Origin of the sequence: Porphyromonas sp. COT-052 OH4946 (assembly GCF_000765965.1) — a bacterium.
Lineage (GTDB): Bacteria > Bacteroidota > Bacteroidia > Bacteroidales > Porphyromonadaceae > Porphyromonas > Porphyromonas gulae.
This window is the reverse complement of sequence record NZ_JQZY01000027.1, coordinates 1-25,531: the sequence shown is the minus strand read 5'-3', so window position 1 is coordinate 25,531 and position 25,531 is coordinate 1. Positions and strand designations below refer to the sequence as shown.

At 47.0% G+C, this 25,531-nt stretch carries 20 protein-coding genes and 1 tRNA gene; 11 read left to right on the top strand and 10 right to left on the bottom strand.

All coding sequences use genetic code 11. The features are described 5' to 3' along the window. Nucleotides 1-284: 284 nt before the first annotated feature. The 5 genes from HQ50_RS08975 to HQ50_RS08955 all read right to left on the bottom strand — a co-directional run bounded on the left by HQ50_RS08975 (nucleotide 285) and on the right by HQ50_RS08955 (nucleotide 4,330). Nucleotides 285-740 carry a S4 domain-containing protein gene (locus HQ50_RS08975; RefSeq protein WP_039419184.1) on the bottom strand — a complete coding sequence of 152 codons (456 nt, stop codon included), beginning with the start codon at nucleotides 738-740 and terminating at the stop codon, nucleotides 285-287. Continuing rightward, nucleotides 724-1,779, bottom strand: coding sequence for a glycosyltransferase family 9 protein (locus HQ50_RS08970; protein WP_039429901.1), 1,056 nt, complete (start codon nucleotides 1,777-1,779; stop codon nucleotides 724-726). The genes HQ50_RS08975 and HQ50_RS08970 overlap by 17 nt, the downstream gene beginning before the upstream one ends. 86 nt (nucleotides 1,780-1,865) lie before the next feature. Next, nucleotides 1,866-2,471 carry a DUF4254 domain-containing protein gene (locus HQ50_RS08965; RefSeq protein WP_039429898.1) on the bottom strand — a complete coding sequence of 202 codons (606 nt, stop codon included), beginning with the start codon at nucleotides 2,469-2,471 and terminating at the stop codon, nucleotides 1,866-1,868. 159 nt (nucleotides 2,472-2,630) lie between these two features. Next, nucleotides 2,631-3,041, bottom strand: a complete 411-nt coding sequence (locus HQ50_RS08960; protein WP_018965648.1) for a hypothetical protein — start codon at nucleotides 3,039-3,041, stop codon at nucleotides 2,631-2,633. Nucleotides 3,042-3,181: 140 nt separating this feature from the next. Continuing rightward, complete coding sequence (locus HQ50_RS08955; protein WP_039429895.1) at nucleotides 3,182-4,330, bottom strand: iron-containing alcohol dehydrogenase; 1,149 nt, start codon at nucleotides 4,328-4,330, stop codon at nucleotides 3,182-3,184. A gap of 1,004 nt (nucleotides 4,331-5,334) precedes the next feature. Here HQ50_RS08955 and HQ50_RS08950 point away from each other — a divergent pair. From HQ50_RS08950 to HQ50_RS08900, 11 genes are all read left to right on the top strand, one after another. Beyond that, complete coding sequence (locus tag HQ50_RS08950; RefSeq protein WP_039429893.1) at nucleotides 5,335-7,161, top strand: long-chain fatty acid--CoA ligase; 1,827 nt, start codon at nucleotides 5,335-5,337, stop codon at nucleotides 7,159-7,161. A 124-nt stretch (nucleotides 7,162-7,285) separates the two neighbouring features. Beyond that, nucleotides 7,286-8,402 (top strand): peptide chain release factor 2 gene (gene prfB, locus HQ50_RS08945; RefSeq protein WP_152566926.1). Its coding sequence is split into 2 segments (ribosomal slippage): nucleotides 7,286-7,348 and nucleotides 7,350-8,402, totalling 1,116 coding nucleotides; the frame shifts between segments, so codons are not numbered across the junction. A gap of 277 nt (nucleotides 8,403-8,679) precedes the next feature. Next, entirely contained in the window at nucleotides 8,680-10,014 is a 1,335-nt protein-coding gene (locus HQ50_RS08940) for a UDP-glucose/GDP-mannose dehydrogenase family protein (protein ID WP_039417943.1), read from the top strand. Between the two features lie 6 nt (nucleotides 10,015-10,020). Then, nucleotides 10,021-11,064, top strand: coding sequence for an EpsG family protein (locus HQ50_RS08935; protein ID WP_039429891.1), 1,044 nt, complete (start codon nucleotides 10,021-10,023; stop codon nucleotides 11,062-11,064). 19 nt (nucleotides 11,065-11,083) lie between these two features. After that, on the top strand, nucleotides 11,084-12,088 hold the full coding sequence (locus HQ50_RS10915) for a glycosyltransferase family 2 protein (RefSeq protein ID WP_080732508.1): 1,005 nt from the start codon (nucleotides 11,084-11,086) through the stop codon (nucleotides 12,086-12,088). 45 nt (nucleotides 12,089-12,133) lie between these two features. Continuing rightward, nucleotides 12,134-13,285, top strand: a complete 1,152-nt coding sequence (locus HQ50_RS08925; protein WP_039421411.1) for a glycosyltransferase family 4 protein — start codon at nucleotides 12,134-12,136, stop codon at nucleotides 13,283-13,285. Nucleotides 13,286-13,290: 5 nt separating this feature from the next. Further along, nucleotides 13,291-14,151 (top strand): glycosyltransferase family 2 protein, encoded by an 861-nt coding sequence (locus tag HQ50_RS08920; protein ID WP_039421413.1) that lies wholly within the window; start codon nucleotides 13,291-13,293, stop codon nucleotides 14,149-14,151. Nucleotides 14,152-14,284: 133 nt separating this feature from the next. Further along, the gene (locus HQ50_RS08915) at nucleotides 14,285-15,412 is read left to right on the top strand and encodes a DUF4369 domain-containing protein (protein ID WP_235317975.1); all 1,128 of its coding nucleotides are present in this window, start codon (nucleotides 14,285-14,287) and stop codon (nucleotides 15,410-15,412) included. Nucleotides 15,413-15,589: 177 nt separating this feature from the next. Continuing rightward, nucleotides 15,590-16,744, top strand: a complete 1,155-nt coding sequence (locus tag HQ50_RS08910; RefSeq protein WP_235317974.1) for a DegT/DnrJ/EryC1/StrS aminotransferase family protein — start codon at nucleotides 15,590-15,592, stop codon at nucleotides 16,742-16,744. Then, nucleotides 16,741-18,060: a lipopolysaccharide biosynthesis protein gene (locus HQ50_RS08905; RefSeq protein ID WP_039429884.1), complete on the top strand. Its 1,320-nt coding sequence runs from the start codon at nucleotides 16,741-16,743 to the stop codon at nucleotides 18,058-18,060. The genes HQ50_RS08910 and HQ50_RS08905 overlap by 4 nt, the downstream gene beginning before the upstream one ends. Then, on the top strand, nucleotides 18,011-19,639 hold the full coding sequence (locus tag HQ50_RS08900; protein ID WP_039421417.1) for an asparagine synthetase B family protein: 1,629 nt from the start codon (nucleotides 18,011-18,013) through the stop codon (nucleotides 19,637-19,639). Before HQ50_RS08905 ends, HQ50_RS08900 begins: the two co-directional genes overlap by 50 nt. A gap of 100 nt (nucleotides 19,640-19,739) precedes the next feature. On the opposite strand, the gene HQ50_RS08895 is transcribed toward HQ50_RS08900, so the two are convergent. From HQ50_RS08895 to HQ50_RS08875, 5 genes are all read right to left on the bottom strand, one after another. Continuing rightward, nucleotides 19,740-20,354 (bottom strand): sugar transferase, encoded by a 615-nt coding sequence (locus HQ50_RS08895; RefSeq protein WP_052074933.1) that lies wholly within the window; start codon nucleotides 20,352-20,354, stop codon nucleotides 19,740-19,742. 524 nt (nucleotides 20,355-20,878) lie between these two features. After that, nucleotides 20,879-21,820 carry a thioredoxin-disulfide reductase gene (gene trxB, locus HQ50_RS08890; protein WP_004584394.1) on the bottom strand — a complete coding sequence of 314 codons (942 nt, stop codon included), beginning with the start codon at nucleotides 21,818-21,820 and terminating at the stop codon, nucleotides 20,879-20,881. A gap of 200 nt (nucleotides 21,821-22,020) precedes the next feature. Beyond that, a tRNA-Thr gene (locus tag HQ50_RS08885) sits at nucleotides 22,021-22,093 on the bottom strand. A 60-nt stretch (nucleotides 22,094-22,153) separates the two neighbouring features. Continuing rightward, on the bottom strand, nucleotides 22,154-22,606 hold the full coding sequence (locus HQ50_RS08880) for a hypothetical protein (RefSeq protein ID WP_039417933.1): 453 nt from the start codon (nucleotides 22,604-22,606) through the stop codon (nucleotides 22,154-22,156). Nucleotides 22,607-22,634: 28 nt separating this feature from the next. After that, complete coding sequence (locus HQ50_RS08875; protein ID WP_039429881.1) at nucleotides 22,635-25,265, bottom strand: valine--tRNA ligase; 2,631 nt, start codon at nucleotides 25,263-25,265, stop codon at nucleotides 22,635-22,637. Nucleotides 25,266-25,531 lie beyond the last annotated feature (266 nt).

Genomic DNA, 25,531 nt, shown 5'->3' with positions numbered 1-25,531 from the left:
TTTCTCGCCTATCGGTACAAGCATTGATTTGACGAGGAAAGGAATACTTCTCTGATGGAAATTTGGTGAAATTTCTGTTTGCTCGGTGCCCATGTACCGGAGGTTTGACCTTGCCCGAAGAGAACTAAGAATCTGCTCTGAGCAAAAGAATACAATGAAACTCCCGTGCAGCAATCTTACCGCAGATACGATTTTGACAAGGGAAATTATAGCGAAAGCGCAGACCCCTTGGATGTAGGAGTCTGCGCCTTCTTTTTTCTGAACCTCAACTTTTTAGGCTCTGCTTAGTGTCGGAATTTTTTCACAGATGAGTCGTTCTTTCTATTTCCTTTCCGAAAACCGCGTCCCGTATCGAAGCCGAAGTCATCGTCATCATCGTCGTCCCAACGATTGCGGGTCCTGCTTTCGGAACGAGGCTTCCCAGCATTGCGTTGCGATGGAGCTTCCTTGTGTTGTTTGGGTCTCGGATTTTTTCGCTTTTCATCCTGTCTGCCGCCTTGATTGGAGGCGGAGGGTACGAGTCGTTCCTCATATTTGCGCAGGGAGATTTCTTCACGAATGAGATCCTTGATAGGAATGTCAATATCATCAAGAAGAACAATGTCTTTTTCGCAGACCAAATCCGTTAAGCGAGCGATTCGGCCATTGATTTTCACTCTTCCTTCGGTGATGTATTTCTCTGCTTCGCGGCGGGAGCCGAGTCCGGCATCGCTAATCAGCTTATTAATTCTCAGTTTCATCTGAATTCAAATCAGTAAGTGTGGAAACTATTTTGTTAATGATAAGTTGAGGTTCAATCTGAGTACGGCAGGCATAATCCTTGCGGAAGCAGGGTTTATTGCCGAAAACGGAGCAAGGCCGGCAATCCAGGTCTGCTCCGATACAATCTTCTATGCATTGCCCATATCCGAGAAATCCTGCTGCCGGATGCGTGGCACACCAGATAGAGATAACCCGTGTGCCTACCAATGATGCGAAGTGCATATTGGCACTATCCATCGAAACCATACAGTGCAAGGCGTGAATAAGGGATAGCTCCTCCGGCAGTGACAGCAGACCGGCGACGGATACGACGCGAAGCGATTCGTCGGCCCACTGCTCCAATATTTTTTTCTCTTTCCCCTTACCTCCGAAAAGAAAAATCTGCACATCGTCTCTCTCGGCCAGCGTGCGTACTACTTCATGCATTTTCTCCGGCGGATATGTCTTGGCTTCATGGCCGGCAAACGGTGCTATCCCAATGAGGTGGTGTCCGGAGCCTATCTCCACTATCGGAAGTTCGGTAGAGATATGGCCGGAGTCGTTCAGAAGAATGGGGTAGGGAGGATGTATTTCAAGCCCGGCTTTGTGAAAAACCTGAGCGTATCGTTCTATTACGGAAGGTAATCGGGTTGGCTTTTTGGGTGGCTTGGCCGTAAGTTGCCGAAGTTGTAGCCGCGGTTTCTTCAGACAAAACCCTTTGACTCCGAAAAAGCGAAGATAGAAGCGAATAATCTTGGATCTGATTACGTTGTGCAGGTCGATGACATAGTCGAACTGCTCATCCTTGAGCCGTCTGATGTACGTGAGAAGGCCGATCAGGGAAGACTCCTCGTGCTTAATGTCGATCCCCATTCCCTCCAAATTGTTCGGAGGGTTGATCAGTAGCGATGTCAGGAAAGGCTGGGTCAGCAGGGTAAAACTATGCTGTGGGTATGCCTTGGCCACTGCATACAAAACCGGTATTGTCATTGCCACATCGCCTATTGCCGACAAGCGGACTATCAGATAACGAGCCATGGGAGAACGACAGAAAGGAAATAAACGGGGAACTTGGGTTGTCCGTATGGAGAGCGGATTAAGTGAAGGGCCTTTATTTTCTACTTCTACTTCTTGCCCAAGAGAATCGGATTGAGAGTGGGGTCGTTGTACATTTTCATCTGCTTGTACACTTTCATGTACTTGCGACCGGCTGCTATATCATCCACAAGCTGGTCGATAGCCGTACAGAGGTCGGCATCCTGTTCGATAAGCACTCGGAGCTTCTCCTGACATTTGGCTCGGTGTGCATCGTCGGCATCGGGACGCTCAGTAGCCAAGCGCATATTGTAGATTTTGAGCTTCAGTATCGAAAGGCGATCGATTGCCCATGCCGGACTTTCGGTGTTGATCGTAGCATCGGGCAGTACCTTCACATCCTTGTATGTATCGAGAAAATAGCTGTCTATCAGCTCCACAAGATCGGTTCTGTCTTGATTGGATTTGTCGATACGGCGTTTGATCACCAACGCATCAGCCGGATCGATGTTGGGATCACGAATAATATCTTCCATATGCCACTGGGCATTATCGATCCAATTCTTCAAAAACAAATAATGCTCGATCGTTTGAGGCCGATATGGATTGTTGCAGGCTGCGTCTATGCTGTCAGTGACATTATAGGCTTTGATGGCCTCATCGAAAATCCTGTTGCACAACTTGCTGATAGTCATAATTATTATTGCCGCTTAATTTTTCAAAATTATAATGCTATGCGGACAAAGATATATAAAAAACCGATTGGTGAACTCTAAAATTAAGTCCATCCAATCGGTTTTGTAAATTGCTAAAAAGCAGCTATATTTTAATGAGTCTTTTTTTGACTCTCTTTCTTATTGCTTGTCAGTTGTCTTTCCGTGATTCTTGGCGTGCGGGCAGTTTCCTGCTTTAGCCTTGTCTTTGCCTTCGCAAGATTTGTGGCCGTGTTTGCTCTTGCACTCGCCTTTTCCTGATTTGTGGCAGTCACTCTTCTTGCAGTCTTTGGCTTTGTCTTTGCTGCAACCCTTTGCATTGGCATCCTTAGCCTTATCCTTGCAGCAGCCCTTGGCGTCTTTGGCCTTGTCTTTGCAGCTCTCGCCGGCTTTCTTCGCGTCGCAAGCTTTGTCGTGGTGACGCGCACACTCTTGTTTCTTTGCTGTTTGTTCTGTCTTAGCGGCTTCTACTTTCTTTTGCGTTTGAGCATTTACTGTCGTGCCTACCAAGAGACCGATACCCATGAGGGCTGTAACTACAATCTTTCTCATTGTTCTTTGCTTATTGTTTTTAATGTTTTGAGTCACGGTATCACCATTAAATAGCAATCAGTGCTGATTTTGGCAACCGTCCTTATAACAGTCGGATTCGCTTTTTTGTTGTGAGTTTAATCACAGATCTGTCGAGAAGCTTATCGGCATACTTCGAGTATGCGGCGAGCCATAGGCCCATCGACATCCAATGCTTCGCCATAGCTGACCCCTCGTTCGATAAACCGACGCTCTATTTCCTCTATCACCTCTGCTCCTATGTGCATCTCTTCCAGTCGCGTCTTCAGTCCGAGTTCGCGGAAGAATTCCTCTGTACGAACAATAGCAGCATCTATACGCTCCTCCTCCGTTCCCTCTTTTATATCCCAGATTCGTTCGGCATATTGGAGCATCTTCTCTCTCTTGTGATCGTGTCCCAATGTGCGAAGAGTACCCGGTAGCACTATGGCCAGCGTATGTCCGTGCGTGAGTCCGGTCAGTGCCGTTATCTCATGTCCGATCATGTGCGTAGCCCAGTCTTGAGTGACGCCCATGGCGATGAATCCGTTCAGTGCCATCGTGGCACAGAGCATAAAGTCGGCCATCAGATCATAGCTGTGCGGATTCTCACGGATCAGAGGGGCAATCTCTTTCAGCGTAAGCATAATGCTCTCCGCCCATCGATCCATCAGACGGCTTTGTCCCGGAGTCGTTATATACTGCTCTATGACATGGACGAAGCTGTCAGCCAGCCCACAAGCTATCTGATAGGGAGGAAGGCTGAAAGTCACTTCCGGATCGAGAATGGAGAAAACGGGGAAATTGCCTCGGAAAACAAGTTTCTCTTTCGTTTCCTCTCTCGAAATAATAGCCCCGCTGTTCATTTCCGATCCCGTAGCCGGTATGGTCAGCACCGTCCCAAGCGGGAGTATCGTGTCTCGGCTGTAACCTTTGAGTACCAATTCCCAGGCATCTCCTTCATAGGGTATGGCTGCTGCGATCAGCTTGCTACCGTCTATTACAGAGCCACCACCGACAGCGAGGACAAACTGACAATTATGCTCTTTGCCCATGGCCACCGCTTTCCGAAGAGTTTCTATTTTAGGATTGGACTCGATACCCCAAAACTCCACCAAATTATAGCCATCAAGAGCATCCTTTACGGCCCGGTATACGCCATTGTATCGAACGCTACCACTTCCGAAAGTGACCAAGACAGGAACACCGGCCGGCACTCGTTTGGGTAGTTCTTTGATCATCCCTTGTCCGAAGATAAGTTCGGTAGGATTCTTAAACTTAAAATTGTTCATGATGAATATGCTTTTTGTCTATAGCCGGTGAAATGTCGTTCCGGCCCATCTTCCCAAAGATAGCAAATTCTTCATCATACGGGAAAAACATGTTTTCAATGTAGAAGGAGGTGTAAAGCATGTTTATCGCAGCATAGATGTGATTCGGAGACTTGCTTGTCCTTTCTCTGCGTCAGTTGCTAACGCTTTCATTTCTTCTCTTCTTAAAATGTATAAATTCATAGACTTCATGGGATTGAATTTTTTCTTATACTTTCGATCGAAAAATACGCGCCAAAAAAGTTTTCAACAACGAAGATGAGTTTAGAATGATTCCAAATAAGCACCTGAATGGAAGCGGATTTTGAAATCAAACGGATGAGAAAACGGATTTTTTTAGTTTGAAATTCGACCTAGAGAAGATATGGAAACGATTTATATATAAAGCTTTTTCAATTTATATACAGATCGTTTTCGATTTATATATAAATGGTTTTCTATAAATATATAGATCGTAAATGATTTATATATAAATAACAGGATGAAAAAGGCTTTTTCGAGAGCCGAAATAAAAGAGACACCCCCTCGATTCAGCTACGAATCGAGGGGGTGCCTTATAAGTTTGAGGTGGTGTCGAAGTCTTATTCCACTCTACTCGTCATAGCATAGTAAAGCCCTTTGTCCGAGAGCCTTGTGGCATATCGAATCATTATCAGGTGTAAAGCAGCAGGGTAGGGTAGTCGTACTTGCTGCCAAGTATGTACTAACAGCAAAAGCCGAAGTCTCTAATCGTGCAATCATTCTCGGTACAATATGTCTTTAATTTACTTGTATTCAGCAAGAAAAACGCTTGCTTTAGTCCTATCCGTCTTTCCATTCCATGAAAGAGAGGCTTGTCAGACGCTGCAAAGGTAGCGAAAAATGACAGGCCCGGAATTGTACAGTCGTGACAGACCGACAAATAAGACTACCTTTGTACTCGGAAACGGCGGCTATAAAACAGATGCCGGTAAAATATCGATTTCATGATGGCGGTCACTATCTATCATCCGGCAGAATTGCCTCAGCGACAGGCTGAAAAATCCCCAAATAAGACTATAATCAAATATTACGATCGCGAAAGCAAACAATGGCGCAATATCAGTTGGGGCAAATTTGCTGCCGGCGTCATGAATGCTGCGAAAGCATTAGCCGAGATCGGTCTGGAACCGGGGGAGCGAATAGGTATCTATTCTCCCAATATGGTACACTGTCTGTATGCCGAGCTGGGAGCCTTCGCCATGCGAGGTGTAGTGGTGCCTTTGTATGCCACAAGCTCACCGGAACAGTTGCGTTTCATCGTGGAGGATTCATCCATGGAGACGCTGTTTGTCGGAGAGCAGTTCCAATACAACAATGCTTATCGGGTACAGAAAGAATGTGGTACACTAAAGCGCATAGTCGTATTCGATGAGCGCGTGGTGCTCAATCCGGAGGATAAGACTTCGAAATACTTTTCCGAATTTGTTCGTTTGGGCGATTCCATGCCGAATGAGACCAAGGTCAAAGTCTCTTCTCGCGAAGCCATTCCTTCCGATCCGGCACTGATCATCTATACATCGGGCACTTCCGGCAGGAGCAAGGGCGTCCTCCTCTTGCACAGCAATCTGATGTGTCAGATGAAAGTCCATAGCGAGCATATTCCCGTCTATGGGCCGGGCGAGCTGTCGATAGCCTTCCTGCCGATGAGTCATATTTTCGAAAAGGCATGGACGCTCTTTTGCCTGACGACGGGAACGAGGATCGCCATCCTGAGAGATCCGAAGAAAGTACTGGAAGCACTGCCTCAAATACGCCCCTCGCTCATGTGCAATGTGCCGCGATTTTGGGAGAAGGTGTATCAGGGCGTAAACGAGAAGATGGCCTCCTCCCCTCGCATTCTGAAAGGTCTTTATAGACGTGCTATGGCCGTGGGTCAGCGCTATCGTCTCGACTATTGGAATGAGGGGAAACGCGCGCCACTGCTTCTGAGTATGCAGTATGCCTTTTACAACCGCACCATATTCACCCTGCTCAAGCGCGTATTGGGACTACAGCGAGGACGTTATTTCCCCACGGCCGGAGCACCGCTGTCGGATGAGATCAACGTCTTCCTTCAGTCCGTAAACATTCCCATCATTGTCGGATATGGTCTGTCCGAAACGACTGCCACTGTGTCCTTCTACCCGCAGCGAGGATTCAAGATCGGCTCCATGGGCAAAGTGATGCCGGGGCTGGACGTCCGAATAGATCCGGACAATAACGAGATATTGGTCAAGGGCGAATCCATCATGTCCGAATACTATAATCTGCCGGAGGAGACCGCCGCAGCCTTCACGTCTGACGGCTATTTCCGTACGGGCGATGCCGGACGCATGGATCCGGATGGAACGCTTTATTTTCTGGAGAGGATAAAAGATCTGTACAAGACTGCCAACGGAAAGTACATAGCACCACAGATGATCGAGGGGATGCTGACCAAGGATCCCATCATCGAGCAGATAGCAGTAATAGGCGATAGGTTCAAGTATGTGAGTGCTTTGGTCTATCCGAATTGGGAATTGGTCAGACAGGCTACCATCAAAAGGGGACTTAAACAGGCTGAAACAATGTCTGTAGACGAGATGGCTGCAAATCCTGAAATCAACCGCCTGATGATGGCCAGAATAGAGGCTGGACAAGATTCGCTTGCTGCCTATGAGAAGGTGAAGTACATTACGCTCCTCACTGAGCCTTTCACTTTGGAGAAGGGCGAACTGACCGAGACGATGAAACTCAAAAGGCGAGTGATCAACGAACACTATGCCGAAGCCATCGAAAAGATGTACCTTTGAGCCTCGTTTTCCCCCATGCACTGTCCCGGAAGCATACGGAGCGCATTCGGGTACAGTGGTTTTTCGGCAGATGTTATTGGGACGCCGAACGAAGCAAAAACTAACAAAACTCATATAATTATCGATGATTACTATAGACCAACTGAACTCTCTGTTGGAGCGCCGTGATGCGCTGAGGGGGTATCTTTGACGTCGATAACAGACGTATCCAATTAGAAGAGGAAGAACTGCGCACACAGGATCCTGCCTTCTGGGAGGACAACAAGCGTGCCGAGGCACAGATGCGCAAGGTGAAAGAGCTGAAGAGCTGGATAGGCTACTACGATGCCATCGACACAGCTGCCGAGGAGGTGAAGCTCGCTTTCGAATACTGCAAGGAGGGTATATCCACTGAAGAGGAGGTGGATGAAGCCTATGCTCATGCCATCCGGCTGATAGAAGAGGTGGAGCTGAAGAATATGCTCCGATCCGAAGAGGATCACTTCGGTGCCGTGCTCAAAGTGAATGCCGGTGCAGGAGGAACCGAGAGCCAAGACTGGGCTTCCATGCTGGTGCGTATGTACCAGCGTTGGGCAGACAAGCAGGGGTATCAAGTAACGATAACCAACTGGCAGGATGGAGATGAAGCAGGTATTAAGACTGTGACGATGCAGGTGGAAGGCAATTTGGCCTACGGATTTCTCAAGAGCGAGAATGGGGTACATAGACTCGTTCGCGTCTCTCCCTATAACGCACAAGGTAAGCGTATGACATCGTTCGCCTCCGTATTTGTCGTGCCACTGGTGGACGATTCTATCGAGATCGAGATCAATGCTGCCGGTATCAGTTGGGATACTTTCCGCTCAGGTGGAGCAGGTGGACAGAACGTTAATAAGGTAGAGACGGGAGTCCGACTGCACTACAAGTACAAAGATCCAGAAACGGGAGAGGACAAAGAAATCGTGATCGAGAATACGGAGAGCCGTACCCAGTACGATAACCGCGAAAATGCTATGCGGCTGCTCCGCTCACAGCTCTATGAGATGGAACTGCAACGCCGACGGGCTGCAGAGGCCAAAGTGGAGGCCGGCAAGAAAAAGATAGAGTGGGGATCGCAGATCCGCAGCTATGTATTCGATGATCGCCGTGTGAAAGACCATCGTACCAACTATCAGACGAGCAATGTCAATGCCGTTATGGATGGTGACATAGATGATTTTATCAAGGCTTATCTGATGGAATTTGCCGGTGAAGAGGCGTAATCGACTTTTGCCTCTGAAAGGAGGGATTCGTTGATCAAAGGAAATGGGGCAGGCTTGCATCGGCAGTCGGCCCATTTCTTTTTTTGCAGGAAGTCCGGACATGTAACTGGTTTATCGGCTTACATACACTTATAGGCATGGTTTTTGTATCTCATGTCCTTTCGGTAGCAAGTGCCATATTCCTGCTACAGGACGAGGAAATAGCCGACTTTCTCCCGATAGAGCTTCTCCTTTTTATCTTACCTTTGTGCCGAAGAACTCAATCAGCTATTACAATATGGATATTGCCGTAGTCGGTATCGGCTATGTGGGACTGGTCAGTGCTACTTGCTTTGCGGAGTTGGGGGCAAATGTTCGCTGCATAGATACTGATAGAAATAAAATCGATCAGCTGAACAGCGGGACTATCCCCATCTATGAGCCGGGGCTTGAAAAAATGATAGCTCGCAATGTGAAAGCCGGCAGACTGCGATTCGGAACGGAGATAAAGCAAGCCGTGCCGGAAGCCGATATTGTATTCATAGCGGTGGGTACACCGGCCGGTGAAGACGGCAGTGCGGATATGAGCTATGTGCTCGATGCTGCCCGTAGTATCGGTCGTGCCATGAGCCGTTATATTCTGGTCGTTACCAAGAGTACCGTACCGGTGGGATCGTACCGACTGATCAGAACGGCTATACAGGAAGAATTGGACAAGCGTGAGGTGCTGATTGACTTCGACATCGCTTCCAATCCGGAGTTTCTGAAAGAAGGAAATGCCATCGATGACTTTATGAAACCCGATAGAGTGGTTGTGGGAGTGGATTCGGACAGGGCACGCGAACTGATCACAAGTCTCTATAAGCCAATGCTCTTAAACAACTTCCGTGTTCTTTTCATGGACATTGCTTCGGCTGAAATGACCAAATATGCTGCCAATGCCATGCTGGCCACTCGGATCAGCTTTATGAATGATGTGGCCAACTTGTGCGAACGAGTGGGTGCAGATGTCTCGATGGTTCGTCTCGGTATCGGTTCCGATTCACGTATAGGCAGCAAGTTTCTGTACCCGGGTTGTGGGTACGGTGGATCCTGCTTCCCCAAGGATGTCAAAGCTCTTATCAAGACAGCAGAAGACAACGGTTACACGATGGAAGTCCTACAAGCCGTTGAACGTGTGAACGAGAAGCAGAAGAGTATCCTGTTCGATAAGTTCTCGGCCTATTATAATGGCGATGTTCAAGGTCGGCGTGTGGCAATATGGGGGCTTTCATTCAAGCCTGGTACCGATGATATGCGTGAAGCCCCTTCGCTGGTACTCATCGAGAAGCTGCTGGAAGTTGGTTGCAGGGTCCGAGTGTACGATCCTGTGGCGATGAAAGAGGCACAAAAAAGATTGGGCGACAAAGTGGAATATGCCACGGATATGTACGATGCAGTCCGGGGAGCAGAGGCTTTGTTCCATGTGACGGAATGGAAGGAATTCAGAATGCCTGACTGGGCAGCTCTCTCTCGAGCGATGGCTTCACCTTTGGTCATTGATGGTCGTAATGTGTACGAGCTTCCGCCAGACAGCGGCATCAGCCTGCTCAACATAGGAAGTTTCGCTATTGAATCTGCCTCAACCAGATAAACAATCATGTTGCCCTATTTCGTTTTATTCGGCTTTCTTGCTGTTTTGTTCCTTGCAGACAAATATGACGATCGGTTCAAAACCTTCGTCTTTTGGATATCAGGACTCGCCCTTGTGATATTCTCCGGCACAAGGATCGGAATGGGAAGAGACTATAGGCTCTACGAACATGCTTATCAATTTCCCGATGGCAAAACAGCCCATAACTTCGAATTGGTGTGGCAATGGATCAATAAAGCCTTTCATTCTTTGGGCTTGGATTTTCATGCATGGCTTTTCTTTGTAGCCTTTGTGACTATTCTTCTGATGTTCATTGGGATGAAAAAGATGTCCAAGGATTGTATCTTTTCGGTCATTGCTTTTGTCCTTATATATAGAGGGTATTTCGAGACGATGAACATGGTACGACAGTATGTGGCCATGGCTATCGTATTCGCATCATTTCCACTCTTTTTGTCCAAAAAATACGTTTATTTCTATATCTGTATCGGCACCTCCGCTCTCTTCCATGTTAGTGCATTGGCCATGTTGATATTGGTTCCTTTGGCCACGAAGCGGATCGACAAAAGGCCGATAATAGTCGGTTTGGTCGTTACGTGGATATTTGGAGCCATCATTCTTGAGCCTGTTGCCGACTATGCAGCTACGCTCTTGCCGGAAAGATATGGCTTCTATATAAAGAAGCAGTTTGTATCGGCCGTTTCTTCTTCGGGTCTTTATCAGCTCTTCCTCAATTCGATTGCTATTTTCTTTCTGATGATTCAGTCTGATCTTGAAAAGAAAGATACTCAAAACCGTCTGTATATCTTCCTCTATGTCGTATCGATTCTGATATATAATACAACCATATCTTTTGAGGTGGCAATGAGAATTATGTTCTATCCTTTCATTTTCATCTTTATATTGTTGCCCAATGCTTACATACAGTCGGAACGATTGTGGCAAAGAAGTGCGATTCTGGGGATTCTCGCTGTATTCACTTTCTTTATGCTGAAGGATCTCAGCAGTCCTTCCGAGCCATATGCCAACTATAAGTCTATACTCTTCTGAAAAATATTATTAGCTAATTATGATCGTCCACTCCCCTTTGGTCAGCGTACTCATTCCTCTGTATAAGGTAGAGAGGTTTATCGAACGTTGTCTGTTGTCTGTATTCAGACAGACATACTCGTCTCTGGAAATAATCATAGTGGACGATGCCTCTCCGGATAACAGTCGAGCAATCGTAGAAAAACTGATCAAAGCACATAAAAAGGAAGACGTGTGTAAGCTGATAGTACACGAGCAGAATAAAGGTCTGGCTGGGGCCAGGAAGACAGCCATCGAACTATCTACGGGGGAGTATATGTTTTTCCTCGATAGCGATGACTATTGGGACAGCGAAGATTTTGTCAGCTGCTGCATTGAGAAAGTTACTCAGTGTAATAGCCAAGTACTGATCACGGATTATATAGCCGACTACCGGAAAAAGCAGGTGTATTATCCTCAACGTCCTCCGGGAAGGTCAGGGAGAATATGTGCCCATGCCTTGCTCAAAGGAGAGCTGCAGGGCTTTTTGACGAACAAATGTTTCGAAAGCGCGCACTACAAACAATTTGCCCTCAAGCATACGAGAGGGCAAAATCTGCTGGAAGACTTGCGTTCGATTTTCCCTTTGTTCTTGCATACCGATCGTATAGACTATCTGCCGATTCCTTCCATCCACTATGAGCAGAAGAATGAAAGCTCGTATATATCCACGATCAAGACTGAAAGTTTGGCGCAGTTGTTTTCCGCGATAGACGACTGTCGGGAGTATGCAAACAGTCTTAGCGATCCTTCCGAATTCGAGGCTGATTTTGAAATAGCCTATTTGAATGCGGCTAAAATGTTTTATGACAAAGCACCTTTCAGTCAATATAAAACAATAAAGGAATACCGAGTGCTCAATCCTAAGAAAATCGGATCCATGCAATACCATCTATTGATACGGTTTAGATTTCTTTGTCAGTTGTCTGACTCTTTCCTCATGAGATACTTAGGATATTTCCTGTGTAAAATAGAACAGAAAATGAAAAGAATAATGAGAGCCTGATGTCGCTCTGTATTCATTTCGCCCTGACAAAACATTCTATGTAGTATGATAACCGTTGCACATCTGATCAATAATATTGTCCAAACAGGGCCGGTGATAGTCTTGCGAGACATCATTAGACATCTGGATCGAGACAAATTCCGTCCTGTCGTCATTTGTTTGCGCCATGAGGACGAGGAAGATCCGATAGTGAAAGAGCTAAGATCCATAGATGTAAAATGTATTTACCTCAACTACAGCCTTCTTTCTCTGGAGCTACAGACCGCGAGGATAGCACGAAAGGTTTTGTCTGTTCTACAAGCTGAGAATGCTCATATCCTTCACAGTCATGGATACCATCCCGATCTGATTGCATCCCGACTGTCTCAGAATATAACATGCATAAGTACCCTTCATAACATCTCCAAAGATGACTTTACCTTCTTGAAAGGTAACCTGTTGGGGAACTATATGAATTTTCGGTATTTGCGTAGCTTCAGTAAAATAGGGCATTATGCTGCAATAAGTGGAGCGGTACAAGAATACTATGCGCCCTATATAAAGGATGGAAGGGAAAGAATACGTATTATCCACAATGGTGTCGATCTTTCTCTTTTCCAAATACCGGATGAGGATCTTCAGAAAAAACTGCGCCATCAATTGCGACTACCTGTATCCGGAAAAATCTTTCTTGTCGTAGGTCGTTTGTTCTCTCGGAAGGATCCTCTCATCATTATTCGAGCCTTTTTGTCCCTTTTACAGAGTGGAAAGTTGGACAAAGACTCTTACCTCTTCTTTGTCGGCGATGGACCGTTGAGAGAAGCTTGTCAAAAGGAAATCGGAGACAAGATTGATCATATCAGGCTATTGGGTTTTCAGAAAAATGTCCATGAGTATATGATGGCCACAGATTATGCCATCACGGCTTCGCACTCGGAAGGTTTCGGTCTGAATTATCTGGAGGCTATTGCTTGTGGCAAACCTGTTATAGCCACAGATCTACCTCCTTTCAGAGAGATCTGTGGCAAAGGCTTTCAGAACAATGATCTGTTCTTTTCCGTAGGAAACCAAAAAGAATTGGAGGTCTGCATACTAAAAAGCCTTGGTCATACGTTCAACCCTCAAAAAGTCTTCGATATCAGGCATCGTTTCTCTGCCGAAACAATGTCAGCACAATATCAGAACTACTATACAGAACTATTGGCTTCACTAAAATAAATTCAATGAAGAACGCATGTTCGATTATTACAGCTTCGATCGTACTTTATAAGAGCAAACCGGATACTATTCGGGACGTTATTAACTCATTTTTCTCTGATACGATAACTAAGAAGAAGCTCATTCTTATAGACAATTCTCCGACTGACAGCCTCCGTATTCTCGAAGAAGAGCGGCCTGAGGATATCCAGTATTTTTTCAATAACCGTAATATAGGATTCGGATCAGCCCACAATATAGCTATAAGAGAGGCAGCCCGCTTCAACCCACCTTATCATCTAATCCTTAATCCAGATGTACAGTTCGGCCCGGAAGTAGTGCCTGCACTCGCTGCATATATGGATGAAAATCCTGATATAGGATTGTTGATGCCGCAAGTGTACTATCCTAATGGAGAATTGCAGCATTTATGCAAATTGTTTCCTCGTCCATGGGATGTTATGCTCAGGCGATTTGTTCCTTATAGACCATATAGAGAGAGGAATAACGAGCGATTCGAGTTGCGTTATTGGTCTTATGACACGATTCAGGATATTCCTTCGCTTTCGGGGTGTTTCATGTTTGTAAGAATGGATATTCTTAGACAAGTAGGAGGGTTTGACGAGCGCTTTTTTATGTATGCTGAAGATTTAGACCTGTGCAGACGTATAGGGCAAGTTTCCCGTACTGTTTTCTTCCCAAAAGTCTCCATCACACATACCTATGCGAAAGGTTCTTATCATGATGCCAAACTGCTTCGGCACCATATTGTTTCTCTCATCCGTTACTTCAACAAATGGGGGTGGCTATTCGATGCCGAGCGTCGTAGGGTCAATAGGGCATGTCTAGCTGTACTGCGGCAGCAAACGACAGCAAAAAAGGATTGATTTATGCAGGCTGAATATGTGGAATAACGACTATACTATCAGTTGTCAATGCGTTTGTTAGAGTGATATACAAATCGTATAACATATATTTGCAGCTGTAAAAAAAACTAATAGACACATTTTCTTGACGAATATGAAGCAATTATGCCAGATCTGTTTGGCTTTCATCTGTCTTTTCTCTCTCAATAGCTGTGGTAACAAAGATACATTTCGGGTCGAAGGTTCGATTGCCAGTTATGAGGATACCGCGCAAGTATATCTGACTAAGATCGTAGGGAGCGATCTTTCTGTGCTTGACTCTGCAAGTCCTGACCGTAGAGGTCATTTCAGTTTTGTAGCACAAGCGGACTCAATGCCATCTTTCTACCAGCTTGAATTTAAGAGGCAGCAGATCAATTTTGTTGCTCAGATCGGATCGAGAATCAGTATACAAACAGATCGGAACAACTTTTCTAACTATACTATCGAAGACAATCTGGGTGTTGAGAATGACAATATCCGCAAGATTGCCACATTGAAAGGTCAAACGGATGGTCGTTTGGATGGATTGTATTGCTCTTTCCAAGCGAACAAGCTGAACGCCGCACAGTATCAAGACACTATTGCTAAGGTGATAGATGAGTTTAAGACCACATTGCGTAACGATTTCATTTTCCAGGATCCTAAATCACCGGCTTCGTACTTTGCGCTGTTCCAGCAGAAAGACGGTCTTTTGTATTTCAATGTCTACGACCCTATAGATGCCAAGGCCTTTGCAGCTGTAGCTACGGCTTACGATACTTACTACCCAACTTCGCCCTATACCAAAAGCGTTAGAGATCTTTCTCTCTTGGGAATCGCTGCCATGCGAAGAGATCGTGTCGCAAAAGATATTTCCACTCGCAAAATAGAAGTGAAAGATATTCCCGAAATAACCTTAATCGATAGCCGAGGCAATGAACAGCCGTTATCAAAAGTTGTAGAAGCAAATAGCAAGGTATTGATAGCTTTTACCTCCCATCAGGCAGAATGGTCGCCTTCTCTGGTAAAAGAACAAAGAGCGTTGTATCAACGGCATCGCAACAATGGATTTCAGATATATGAGATTTCTCTTGACAAGGACTTATATTTCTGGCAGAATGCAACGCGTACACTCCCTTGGATCACGGTGAACGATAGTGAGGGAAAAGCAGCCTTGTCATTCAACGTCAGGTCGCTGCCCACATTTTTCTTGATCCAAAATGGCGAACTCAAACGTCTCCAAAGATTGCAGAGCCTCTGAAAATTATTTCCGAAATAATAAGATAAGGCTCTTCTTTTGATAAATCCGTGATAGAACAGACCAACGTGACGAAAATCGATCTTTAGGCAGAAATACAAGAAGCTGTATCAGGGAGCCAACCCCCGACACAGCTTTTTTTCTTCCTATTATTCTCTTTCATCAACAAGACAAACAACCATGCCTACCTCTATATCCCGACCGATCGTGATGGTTGATCTGAAAAAGCAGTATCAGCAGCTGAAAAAGCAGATCGATGAGGCCATTCAAGGAGTTATCGATAGCACCGCATTCATCAATGGCAAAGAAGTACATGCTTTTGCGGAAGATTTGGCAGCCTATCTGAATGTAAAGCATGTGATCCCTTGTGCCAATGGTACAGATGCACTGCAGATCAGCCTGATGGCTGTTGGATTGAAAGCTGGAGATGAGATCATTGTGCCCGATTTCACTTATGCCGCAAGTGCTGAAGCTATCGGTTTGTTAGGATTGACTCCTATTTTCGCTGACGTAGATCCCGTTACATTCAATCTTACACCTGAGAGTTGTGAGAAATGTCTGTCCGACAAGACGAAAGCAATCATACCGGTACACTTGTTTGGTCAGTCCTGCAATATGGAACCGCTTCTGGACTTTGCCAAGCGAAATGATTTGTTCGTTATCGAAGACAATGCTCAGGCAATGGGTGGCGAATATACATTCTCCGATGGCAATAAACGAAAGACAGGAACAATGGGGCATATAGGTTGTACATCTTTCTTTCCATCGAAGAATTTGGGTTGCTATGGAGATGGTGGTGCCATCACGACGAATGATGATGAATTGGCCGAGCGAGTGCGAATGATATCCAACCATGGTCAAAAGGTCAAATACAAACATGACATTATAGGATGCAACTCTCGACTCGATACCATTCAGGCAGCCGTTCTCAGTGTGAAATTGCAGTATCTGGATCGTTTCAATACACACCGGAATGAGGTAGCCTCGTGCTATACCTCTTTGCTCGAAGGCATCGAATGGCTCCATACTCCGATCTCCCTGCAACAGTCAGTACATGTTTATCATCAATATACCCTTAAGCTCTTCGATGAGAATACGCGCGACAGACTGCGGGAGCATCTGACCAAACATAAGATTGCCTCGATGATATACTATCCGATACCACTTCACAGGCAGCCGGCATTCATAGGTATTGCTCGTCGGGCTGAATCTTTGGATGTGTCGGAGTCGCTGTCTCGAACAGTTTTGTCTATCCCCATCTATCCGGAAATGGAGACAGAGGAAATCCATACCGTGGTATCAGCAATTAAAACATTCGAACCGTCTTCACGATGATAAAAGAGGAAGGACGCTCGTCCTTGAAGCAAGGGCAGAGTTCCATGACGGCAAACAGCATGAAACTGATCAGTGCCGGTACCTTTGTACAGGTATTGGCTTTCTTGCTACTTCCCGTTATCGGACGTATCTATACCGAATCCGAGATCGGTCAAATTACCGTTTTCCTTTCCATTGTGGGTGTCCTCACGATCGTTGCCACTGGGCGTTATGATCAAGCTACCATATTGGCACCATCGAAAGAAAGAGCATTGTTGTTGCTGTTTACATCTCTTCGGTTCAATTTGATCTTTTGCTTGGCTCTTATTCCGGTAGTCCTCATTATCAATCCCTTTTTGACGGATTCGCGATACAGCGGACAGCAAACGCATCTATTCCTGCTTCCCCTTTTCGTCTTCTTTGCTGCAGGAGTAATTTCCTTGTTGTCATGGGCTAATTCGCATAATCAATATGGCCGTATGAGTATTGCACAGATCAGTCAAGGACTGGGCAATAATCTGCTTCGAATAGGTTTCGGCCTTCTCAAGATGGGCTTTTGGGGGCTTCAGCTTGCGGCCCTGCTCGGTGGTATGGCAGGTATCCTTCCCCTTGTACGCAAGCAGGCTCTTTTGTCCCAATACAAGCGATATGTTACTTGCCAACGTCTGAGAATAGCAGCCCGTACCTATGCCAATTTCCCGCGTTATTCATTGCCTCAGGCCGTTATAGACATCTTGTCCGGTATTCTTGTATCCTTGCTATTGCCTTTGCAATACCACGATGCAGCCGTCGGGCTGTATGGTATGGCCTATATGCTTGCCGGTAGGCCTATGCAACTTATTAGCGATTCACTCAGCCGAGTTTGGTTCAGACGAGTTGCCGAACAGAAGAATGCCGGGCAGTCTTTCATCCTTCCGATCCGTAGGTTCGTCCTCATTTGGCTTTTGGTAGCTGTACTGGGCTCTATCCTCCTTTTCTTCTTTTTGGAGCCGCTTGTCGTTGTTATTTTAGGGGAGAAATGGCTGTTGTGTTCATCCATTATAATGGCTATGCTGCCGTTCTTTATCTTCAATTTTCTATCGTCCGTATATAATTTCCTGCCCGATTTGTTTGGGAAGCAGCGCAAGTTCATGAAGATGCAAGCCATTCTATTGGTTGTTCAGTTGCTTGTTATACTGATAGGAACCCGACTGTTACCTTTCGAAAAATATATGTGGCTGCATTTTGCCGAGCGTGCGCTTGACTCATTTGTGCAGATAGCATGGTTCTATATGATTATTCGCAAATATGAAAATAGCCTCAGACTTCACTCCTTTGCTCCCAAAGAAAGATATTGATATAATGGCCGGTTACTCAGCAGGGTTTATCTTCGATGGAGACCGGCATCTTACTTCCCAAAAACTGCAAGCCTTCTTCCATGCGGCTTCGGATTGGGATGACTTTCTTTCCCGAACTAAGCGTATTACGGGGGAATGGGCTGTCGCCTTCCAACGTGCAGATGGCGAAGTCTGGGCTGCGACTGACCATCGCTCATCACAGCGTCTCTACTACCGTCTTTTTTCCGATGGACTCCGTATGGCGGAGAACGGTTATTCATTGCTCACAGAGCCGGACAACTGGGATGATGACGCTGTCCTCTTTTTCTTGCGTTGGGGATATACTCCGGCTGATAGCACATTGATTCGTGAGATTCGGAAACTACCCTCCGGACACGCTATGCGATATAGAGCCGGAAAGGGCATTACGATTACAGCCTACGATACGGTAGACCGATATGCTCCGTTTGACAGCCACCCATTATCTTATGAAGAGGCTAAAGAGGAACTGAAGCACCGCCTCATTCGTGCCGGCAAACGACTTGTCGGCTATCTGAATGGCCGGCCGGCCATACTCCCTCTTTCTGGCGGATTCGACTCGCGGATGATAGCCTATATGCTGCACCGCCTGAAGTACCCCCATGTCTATTGCATTTCCTATGGTAAAGAAGGAAATCCGGACAGTGTGAAAGCTGCTAAAGTGGCGGATAGACTCGGCTTCCCATTCGTCTATATCAACAGTGTAAGATCCGACCGAGCCGACTATACACAGGATGCTGAGTTTCTGTCTTATATGTACAATATGACCGGACTATCTTCCTGCTATTACTACCAAGAGTTCATAGCAGCTGGAAGTATCGCATCCGGATCGGTGCATAATAGCATGGTTCCATTCCCATCGAATGCTGTTGTTTTGCCCGGCCATCAGGGAGATGACTTGGGTGGTTCTCAGCTGATGCACCCCCGTTTGGCAGAGAGCAAACTTTCGCTCAATGAGCTGTCGTGTATCCTCTACTCCCACAAGCAGATGAACCAACAGTTCAACAGTAAACAGAAGGAACGATTGCTCTCCATGCAGGCAAAGCTGTTTGCCGGCTACGATCAAATACAACAGCCGGCCTATCGCACTTTCGAGCAGTATATGCAGTGGGAAAACATCCCCAAGTATATGCTCAATAGCCAGCAATCATGGCGTTTCTTCGGGTTGGATACAGCTTGCATGCTCCTTGATAAGGAGTTGCTTGATTTTGCCTATTCTCTTCCCTTTGAATACCGCTATGGAAAGCGTATCTATGATGATATTTGCCGTGAGCTGTACGGTGAGAGTGGTATCTCTTTTTCAGACGATTTGGACCTGCATGGTATTATTTCTTCTCCCGTTTATCGGCTCAAACGAACCGTAAAGCCTTTGCTTCGCCCATTTATGCCGCGTCCTTCTATTTGGAAAGGCGATATCATCGGTTTTGAGCAGATCATGCAGCCCGTATTGCGGGAGGTAGAGCAGGACGGACGTTTCCGTCCGACATCGATCAATGGGTTATCTTTTTGCTGGTATCTGCTTCAAAACGAAAAGCTGATTGGTCGCCCTTTGCCTCTCTGACCAATTTGAGAGTAAGCAAAGCTGCCACATTCCCAACTCGTTACAGTGAAAAAGGGAAAGTCTTTCGAACCCTCCCTCGTAAAATCTGTGGTTTACTTACTTATACCTTCTTGCCGATTAGGATAGAAGAGATCGTCAGTATCGAAATCTTGGTATCGTAGCAGAAACTGATTTTCTGCAAGTACATCAAATCCATCTCCAGACGCACCAGCATCTTCTCTATCGTATCCGTATAGCCATTGTACAACGTAGCATAGGAAAACAGCCCCGGCCTTATTTGGTACAAAAGCGCGTAGTCCGGATTTCGTTCCATTATCTGACGGATGTAATATTCCCTTTCGGGCCTATAGCCTACGATAGACATATCCCCTTTGATGATATTCCAGAATTGGGGCAACTCGTCCAAGTGAGAGGCCCTCAGGAAACGACCGAACTTCGTCAGCCTGGAATCATTTTCTTGGAATAGCTGAGGTTGATTGTTGGCCTCCGCATCCATCTTCATCGAGCGAAACTTATATAGCATGAAAGGCTTTCCACCAAGACCGATACGTTCTTGTGAAAAGATTGCAGACCCCCCGTCTTGCATGAAAATCACCAATGCTATGATCAGCATAAAAGGCAGGGCAATGGCTAAAAAAATCAATGCGAGACAAAAATCGACCAGTCTCTTAATTTTTCTCACCCAAAGTGAGTTCAATCTATCGTTATTTTCCATTCTCTTTCAGCTCAGGGCAGATATCTCCCTCTTCCGGAAAGGGTATTTATCCTATCGGTTGCCAAAAATAGATATAACTTTTGGTTTATGAATAAAAAACGCAAAGCCAAAGGCAATATTCTGTGGAGATGAATCGAAATATAGGGGCTGTTTTCTGGGCTTTAAGCACCAATAGCACCCCTTCTTTCTCCAATAAATATGTTCCGTGTCTTTTCCTTTTTCTATCAGAGATTCAGGGCAATATCGGGCTTGTGACGATGTTTTCTATTAGACTCCTTTGTTGAATATTTTATACATTCTTGAAGGCAATAGTAATTCTTTACATGCATCAATGAAATAATGCTATTTAAGATTAATAATTCAGAATCAATGGCCAAGATGATGATCGATATAATATGGATATCAGAAAAACCTGAAAGAAAAGCATCGCTATGAGGCGAAAGTGACAAAAAACGGAACCGGCCAAAGAGAGGAAATAGCTCTCCTTGGCCGGTTTTGTCTTTTCTGTATTGAAGCAATGCTTTTTATAGACCGTGCTCGCCCAAATAGCGCTCTGCTTCGATAGCAGCCTTGCAGCCTGATCCGGCAGCCGTGATAGCCTGACGATAGTGTGGGTCGGCAACGTCGCCGGCAGCGAATACGCCGGGTACTTTTGTACGCGGAGATGAACCTTCCGTCAGGATATAGCCCACTTCGTCCAAGTCGAGGTAGTCGGCGAAGATCTTGGAGTTGGGCGTATGACCGATAGCAAGGAAGAAGCCATCGATGGCAATGTCCACCATCTCTTCGTCCGGTTCTCCTTTGCGTTTCACCAGATGAGCACCTTCCACACCGTTTTCGCCGAATAGACCCACGGTATTATGCTCGAAGAGAACGGTTATGTTCGCCGTATTCATCACACGCTCCTGCATTACCTTGGAGGCACGGAGGTAGTTCTTGCGTACGATCAGGTACACATGCTCGGCCAGCGATGCCAGATAGAGAGCCTCCTCGCATGCGGTATCGCCTCCTCCCACTACGGCTACTTTCTTCTTGCGGTAGAAGAATCCGTCGCAGGTTGCACAGGCAGAAACGCCCATACCGGCATATTTGGCTTCATCGGCCAAGCCCAAGTATTTGGCTGTGGCACCCGTGGAGATAATAAGCGTATCGGCTGTGATTTCCTTTTCCCCGTCTATCGTGATTCGGTAAGGAGCCTTGCTCAAATCGGCTTTTGTGGCGATACCCGAACGGATGTCCGCTCCGAAGCGGGTCGCTTGTTTGCGCAAGTCTTCCATCAGTTCCGTACCGGTGATTCCTTCGGGATAGCCCGGGAAGTTCTCCACCTCGGTCGTAGTCGTTAGCTGACCGCCGGGTTGTATCCCTTCGTAGAGAATGGGGTTGAGGTTGGCACGAGAAGCATAGATAGCTGCGGTATAGCCGGCAGGTCCGGAACCGATGATGAGACAGCGTGCATGTTCTGACATAATGATCGTTTGTATTTGTTCGTTAGTAAGTATTGTTCTATGGATGAAACAAAGATAGTAGCCTTTTCGTTTACCGAGCCTATCTATCGAAGCATACGACCGCTCCGCTCCATTATGCCGATGCACTGCCCATAAAAAAAGACTGTGCTACGAACAATCGCAACACAGCCAAACACATTAACAACAATCTCTAAAGTCAGAGCCGAAAGCCGGACTCGAACCGGCGACCTATTCATTACGAATGAATTGCTCTACCAACTGAGCTATTTCGGCAGTCTGTAGACGGCCTTGCGACCGCCCGCCCTCTCTCGAAAGCGCTGCAAAGGTAAATAATTATTCCATATCCGGAAGAAGTTCGGCAAGAAAATTATTCAATTCTTCGTCCAAATTTTCCAATAGGGCCGAATCCAGCTGAATCAGTTCGTCGTCGATGAAGAGCAATTCCTCGATAATCGTGAAATCCTCCTGTGTCAGAGCTACTGAGAAGGGGCGTACAAATTGGTCTTTGTCGAAGAATCGGGCTGCATGCAGTCTTTTGACTGCGGCCCGAAGCTCCTGCCTCATTGCGGACGGTATCTCCGTCCGTCCTTCTTGGATCCAATCGTATATGACCACACGATGGAGTTCTTCGTCCTTGTCGTTGAATAGCTGTACTTCCCCTGTAGCCGGATCTATTTGGACGAAAAGATCACTGATGGCTATCGGTGCCGTTTTGGAGCTGTCGGGGTGTTCGATCGGTGTGCGGAACAGGCGTTCGAGCTGAATCTGTACTTCGTTCGGTTTCATTGTTGGCTAAAGAGATTGTGTATGGGGTTTATTTGGTCGATTGCAACTGGTTCAGACTGTCTCGAAGTGTGGCGATTCGCGCTTCAGCATCGCTTTTCTTCTTTTGCTCCAGCTCTATGACAGCCTGCGGAGCCTTGGCCACAAAGCTTTCGTTGCCGAGCTTCTTCATGACTGAAGCGAGGAATTTCTCCTGATAGGCCAGTTCGTCGGACAGCTTCTTGATCTCCTCCTCCACGTCGATCAATCCGCCCATCGGGATGGCGTATTCCAGCGTACCGATCAGGAAAGAGGTAGAGCCGCCCGTCTTTTCTTCCACTCGGCCGATGGCTTCGAGGTTGCCCATTTTGATGATAACGGCATCGAAGGACGTATCGTGTTCGCTTCCTGCTTCGAGCGTCAGCTTTTCCTTGAAAGGAATATTCTTGCCGGTACGGATATTGCGAATGGCGGCTATGATCTCCCGTGTACGATCGAAGGCTTGTAGGAAGTCCCTGTCCGTCTCATGCGCATCGGGCAGGAGGCAGAGCATGATGGTCTCGCCATCGTGACGCGGTTCGAGTGCATGCCATAGCTCTTCTGTGATGAAAGGCATGAAGGGATGGAGCAAACGCAGCAGCTGGTCGAAGAATCCGATCGTACTGCCGTAGGTCTTCGCGTCCATCGGCTGACCGTATGCCGGCTTCACCATCTCCAGATACCAGGAGGAGAAGTCGTCCCAGAACAGCTTGTAAACCAGTGTCAGCGCCTCGCTCAGGCGGTATTTGGAGAAGAGATCGTCCAGCTCCGTCTTCACTTCATCGAGGCGATAGCCGAACCATTTCACAGCCAGTGCCGAGGCTTCGGGCTGCGTGGCCGTTTCTGCCTGCTGCCATCCTTTTACGAGGCGGAAGGCATTCCATATCTTATTGCAGAAGTTACGTCCCTGCTCCGAGAGCGATTCGTCGAAGAGCACATCGTTGCCGGCCGGAGCGGCCATCATCAGTCCCATGCGGACTCCATCGGCACCGTATTTCTCCATCAGCATGATAGGATCGGGCGAGTTGCCGAGGCTCTTGGACATCTTTCTGCCCTGACCATCGCGCACGATACCGGTCAGATATACGTTGTCGAAGGGTTTCTTGCCACGATATTCATAGCCAGCTATGATCATACGGGCTACCCAGAAGAAGAGAATGTCCGGAGCCGTCACGAGGTCGCTCGTGGGATAGTAGTAGTCCAGCTCTTCGTTCTCCGGATCCAGCACATCGCCGAATACGCTTATCGGCCATAGCCACGAGGAGAACCACGTATCCAGCGAGTCGCTTTCCTGACGCAGATCCTCTGCCGTGAGCGAGTCCGATCCCGTTTGCTTGCGGGCCAGTTCCACCGCTTTTTCGGCCGTCTCCGCCACTACGATACTTCCGTCCGGCAGGTAGTAGGCAGGGATGCGATGCCCCCACCAAAGTTGTCGGCTGATGCACCAGTCCTTCACGTTCTCCATCCAGTGGCGGTAGGTATTCTTGAATTTGGCCGGATGCAGTTTGATCTCATCGTTCATCACGGCATCGAGGGCCGGTTTGGCCAGACTTTCCATCCGCAGGAACCACTGCATCGAGAGCTTCGGTTCGATGGGTACATCGGTACGCTCGGAGTAGCCTACCTTGTTTATGTAGTTCTCCACTCGCTCCATCAGACCGGCATCGATCAGGTCTTGTTCGATCTTCTTACGCACATCGAATCTTTCCATACCGGCGTACGGGCCGCCATGTTCGTTGAGAATGCCGTTGTCGTGGAATATGTCTATGCTTTCGAGCCGGTGTTTCTGCCCGAGCATATAGTCATTGACATCGTGTGCAGGTGTCACTTTCAGACAGCCCGTACCGAACTCCATATCCACATATTCGTCTTCGACGATGGGTACTGCACGCCCTACGGTGGGCACTATCACCCGTTTGCCTCGGAGCCAGCGGTAGCGTTCGTCGTTCGGATTCACGCAGACGGCCGTGTCGCCCATGATGGTTTCGGGGCGAGTCGTCGCTACTATTATATATTTGTCCGGTTCGTTCTCTACGAAATAGCGCAGATAGTAGAGCTTGCCGTTCGTTTCTTTGTAGATCACCTCTTCGTCCGAGAGGGCAGTCAGTGCTTTCGGATCCCAGTTTACCACCCGTATGCCACGGTAGATCAGTCCTTTGTTGTAGAGATCCACGAACACCTTGATCACGCTCTCGGAGCGTGATTCGTCCATCGTGAAGGCTGTCCGTGTCCAGTCGCAGGATGCTCCCAGACGCTTGAGCTGTTCGAGGATGATGCCTCCGTGCTCGTGGGTCCAGTCCCATGCATGACGGAGAAACTCCTCTCGGCCCAGATCCTGCTTGCTGATACCCTGAGCGGCCAATCGGCCTACCACCTTCGCCTCAGTGGCTATGGAGGCATGGTCTGTACCCGGCACCCAGCAGGCGTTGTACCCTTTCATGCGGGCACGGCGTACGAGGATGTCCTGAATCGTATTGTTGAGCATATGCCCCATGTGGAGTACTCCCGTCACGTTGGGTGGGGGGATCACCACGGTATATGGCTTTCGTCCATCGGGAACGGAGATGAAACAGCCATATTCCATCCAGTAGTTATACCATTTCGATTCTACCTCTTCGGGGTTGTATTTGCTCGCTATTTCCATACTGTACGCTTTGCTCCTGTAAGAATGTTTTTGCTCCTCCTGTGCGCGATTCGGTCATCGGCCGCGTCCACACAAGAACATTATCGCGCAAAAGTAATAAATAATGAAGCACGATTCCCTTTTTCGGCCGCTGCCGGCATCAAGATCAGTGACGCACTTATGCGATAAATAGTCGTCCCTTAAAATTCTTTTTAATCTCTGATATTCAGCAAATTAGTTTGCGAATATCTTTGCTAAATCTGCAAGTTTTCTTATCTTCATAGCAG

Bases quoted from the DNA above. Each gene is read 5' to 3' on its own strand.
- HQ50_RS08895 (WP_052074933.1), bottom strand. From the start codon at position 20,354: ATGGAAAATAACGATAGATTGAACTCACTTTGGGTGAGAAAAATTAAG.
- HQ50_RS08925 (WP_039421411.1), top strand. From the start codon at position 12,134: ATGATAACCGTTGCACATCTGATCAATAATATTGTCCAAACAGGGCCG.
- HQ50_RS08960 (WP_018965648.1), bottom strand. From the start codon at position 3,041: ATGAGAAAGATTGTAGTTACAGCCCTCATGGGTATCGGTCTCTTGGTA.
- HQ50_RS08920 (WP_039421413.1), top strand. From the start codon at position 13,291: ATGAAGAACGCATGTTCGATTATTACAGCTTCGATCGTACTTTATAAG.
- HQ50_RS10915 (WP_080732508.1), top strand. From the start codon at position 11,084: ATGATCGTCCACTCCCCTTTGGTCAGCGTACTCATTCCTCTGTATAAG.
- HQ50_RS08905 (WP_039429884.1), top strand. From the start codon at position 16,741: ATGATAAAAGAGGAAGGACGCTCGTCCTTGAAGCAAGGGCAGAGTTCC.
- HQ50_RS08900 (WP_039421417.1), top strand. From the start codon at position 18,011: ATGAAAATAGCCTCAGACTTCACTCCTTTGCTCCCAAAGAAAGATATT.
- HQ50_RS08975 (WP_039419184.1), bottom strand. From the start codon at position 740: ATGAAACTGAGAATTAATAAGCTGATTAGCGATGCCGGACTCGGCTCC.
- HQ50_RS08955 (WP_039429895.1), bottom strand. From the start codon at position 4,330: ATGAACAATTTTAAGTTTAAGAATCCTACCGAACTTATCTTCGGACAA.
- HQ50_RS08950 (WP_039429893.1), top strand. From the start codon at position 5,335: ATGATGGCGGTCACTATCTATCATCCGGCAGAATTGCCTCAGCGACAG.
- trxB (WP_004584394.1), bottom strand. From the start codon at position 21,820: ATGTCAGAACATGCACGCTGTCTCATCATCGGTTCCGGACCTGCCGGC.
- HQ50_RS08965 (WP_039429898.1), bottom strand. From the start codon at position 2,471: ATGACTATCAGCAAGTTGTGCAACAGGATTTTCGATGAGGCCATCAAA.
- HQ50_RS08910 (WP_235317974.1), top strand. From the start codon at position 15,590: ATGCCTACCTCTATATCCCGACCGATCGTGATGGTTGATCTGAAAAAG.
- HQ50_RS08880 (WP_039417933.1), bottom strand. From the start codon at position 22,606: ATGAAACCGAACGAAGTACAGATTCAGCTCGAACGCCTGTTCCGCACA.
- HQ50_RS08935 (WP_039429891.1), top strand. From the start codon at position 10,021: ATGTTGCCCTATTTCGTTTTATTCGGCTTTCTTGCTGTTTTGTTCCTT.
- HQ50_RS08915 (WP_235317975.1), top strand. From the start codon at position 14,285: ATGAAGCAATTATGCCAGATCTGTTTGGCTTTCATCTGTCTTTTCTCT.
- HQ50_RS08940 (WP_039417943.1), top strand. From the start codon at position 8,680: ATGGATATTGCCGTAGTCGGTATCGGCTATGTGGGACTGGTCAGTGCT.
- HQ50_RS08970 (WP_039429901.1), bottom strand. From the start codon at position 1,779: ATGGCTCGTTATCTGATAGTCCGCTTGTCGGCAATAGGCGATGTGGCA.
- HQ50_RS08875 (WP_039429881.1), bottom strand. From the start codon at position 25,265: ATGGAAATAGCGAGCAAATACAACCCCGAAGAGGTAGAATCGAAATGG.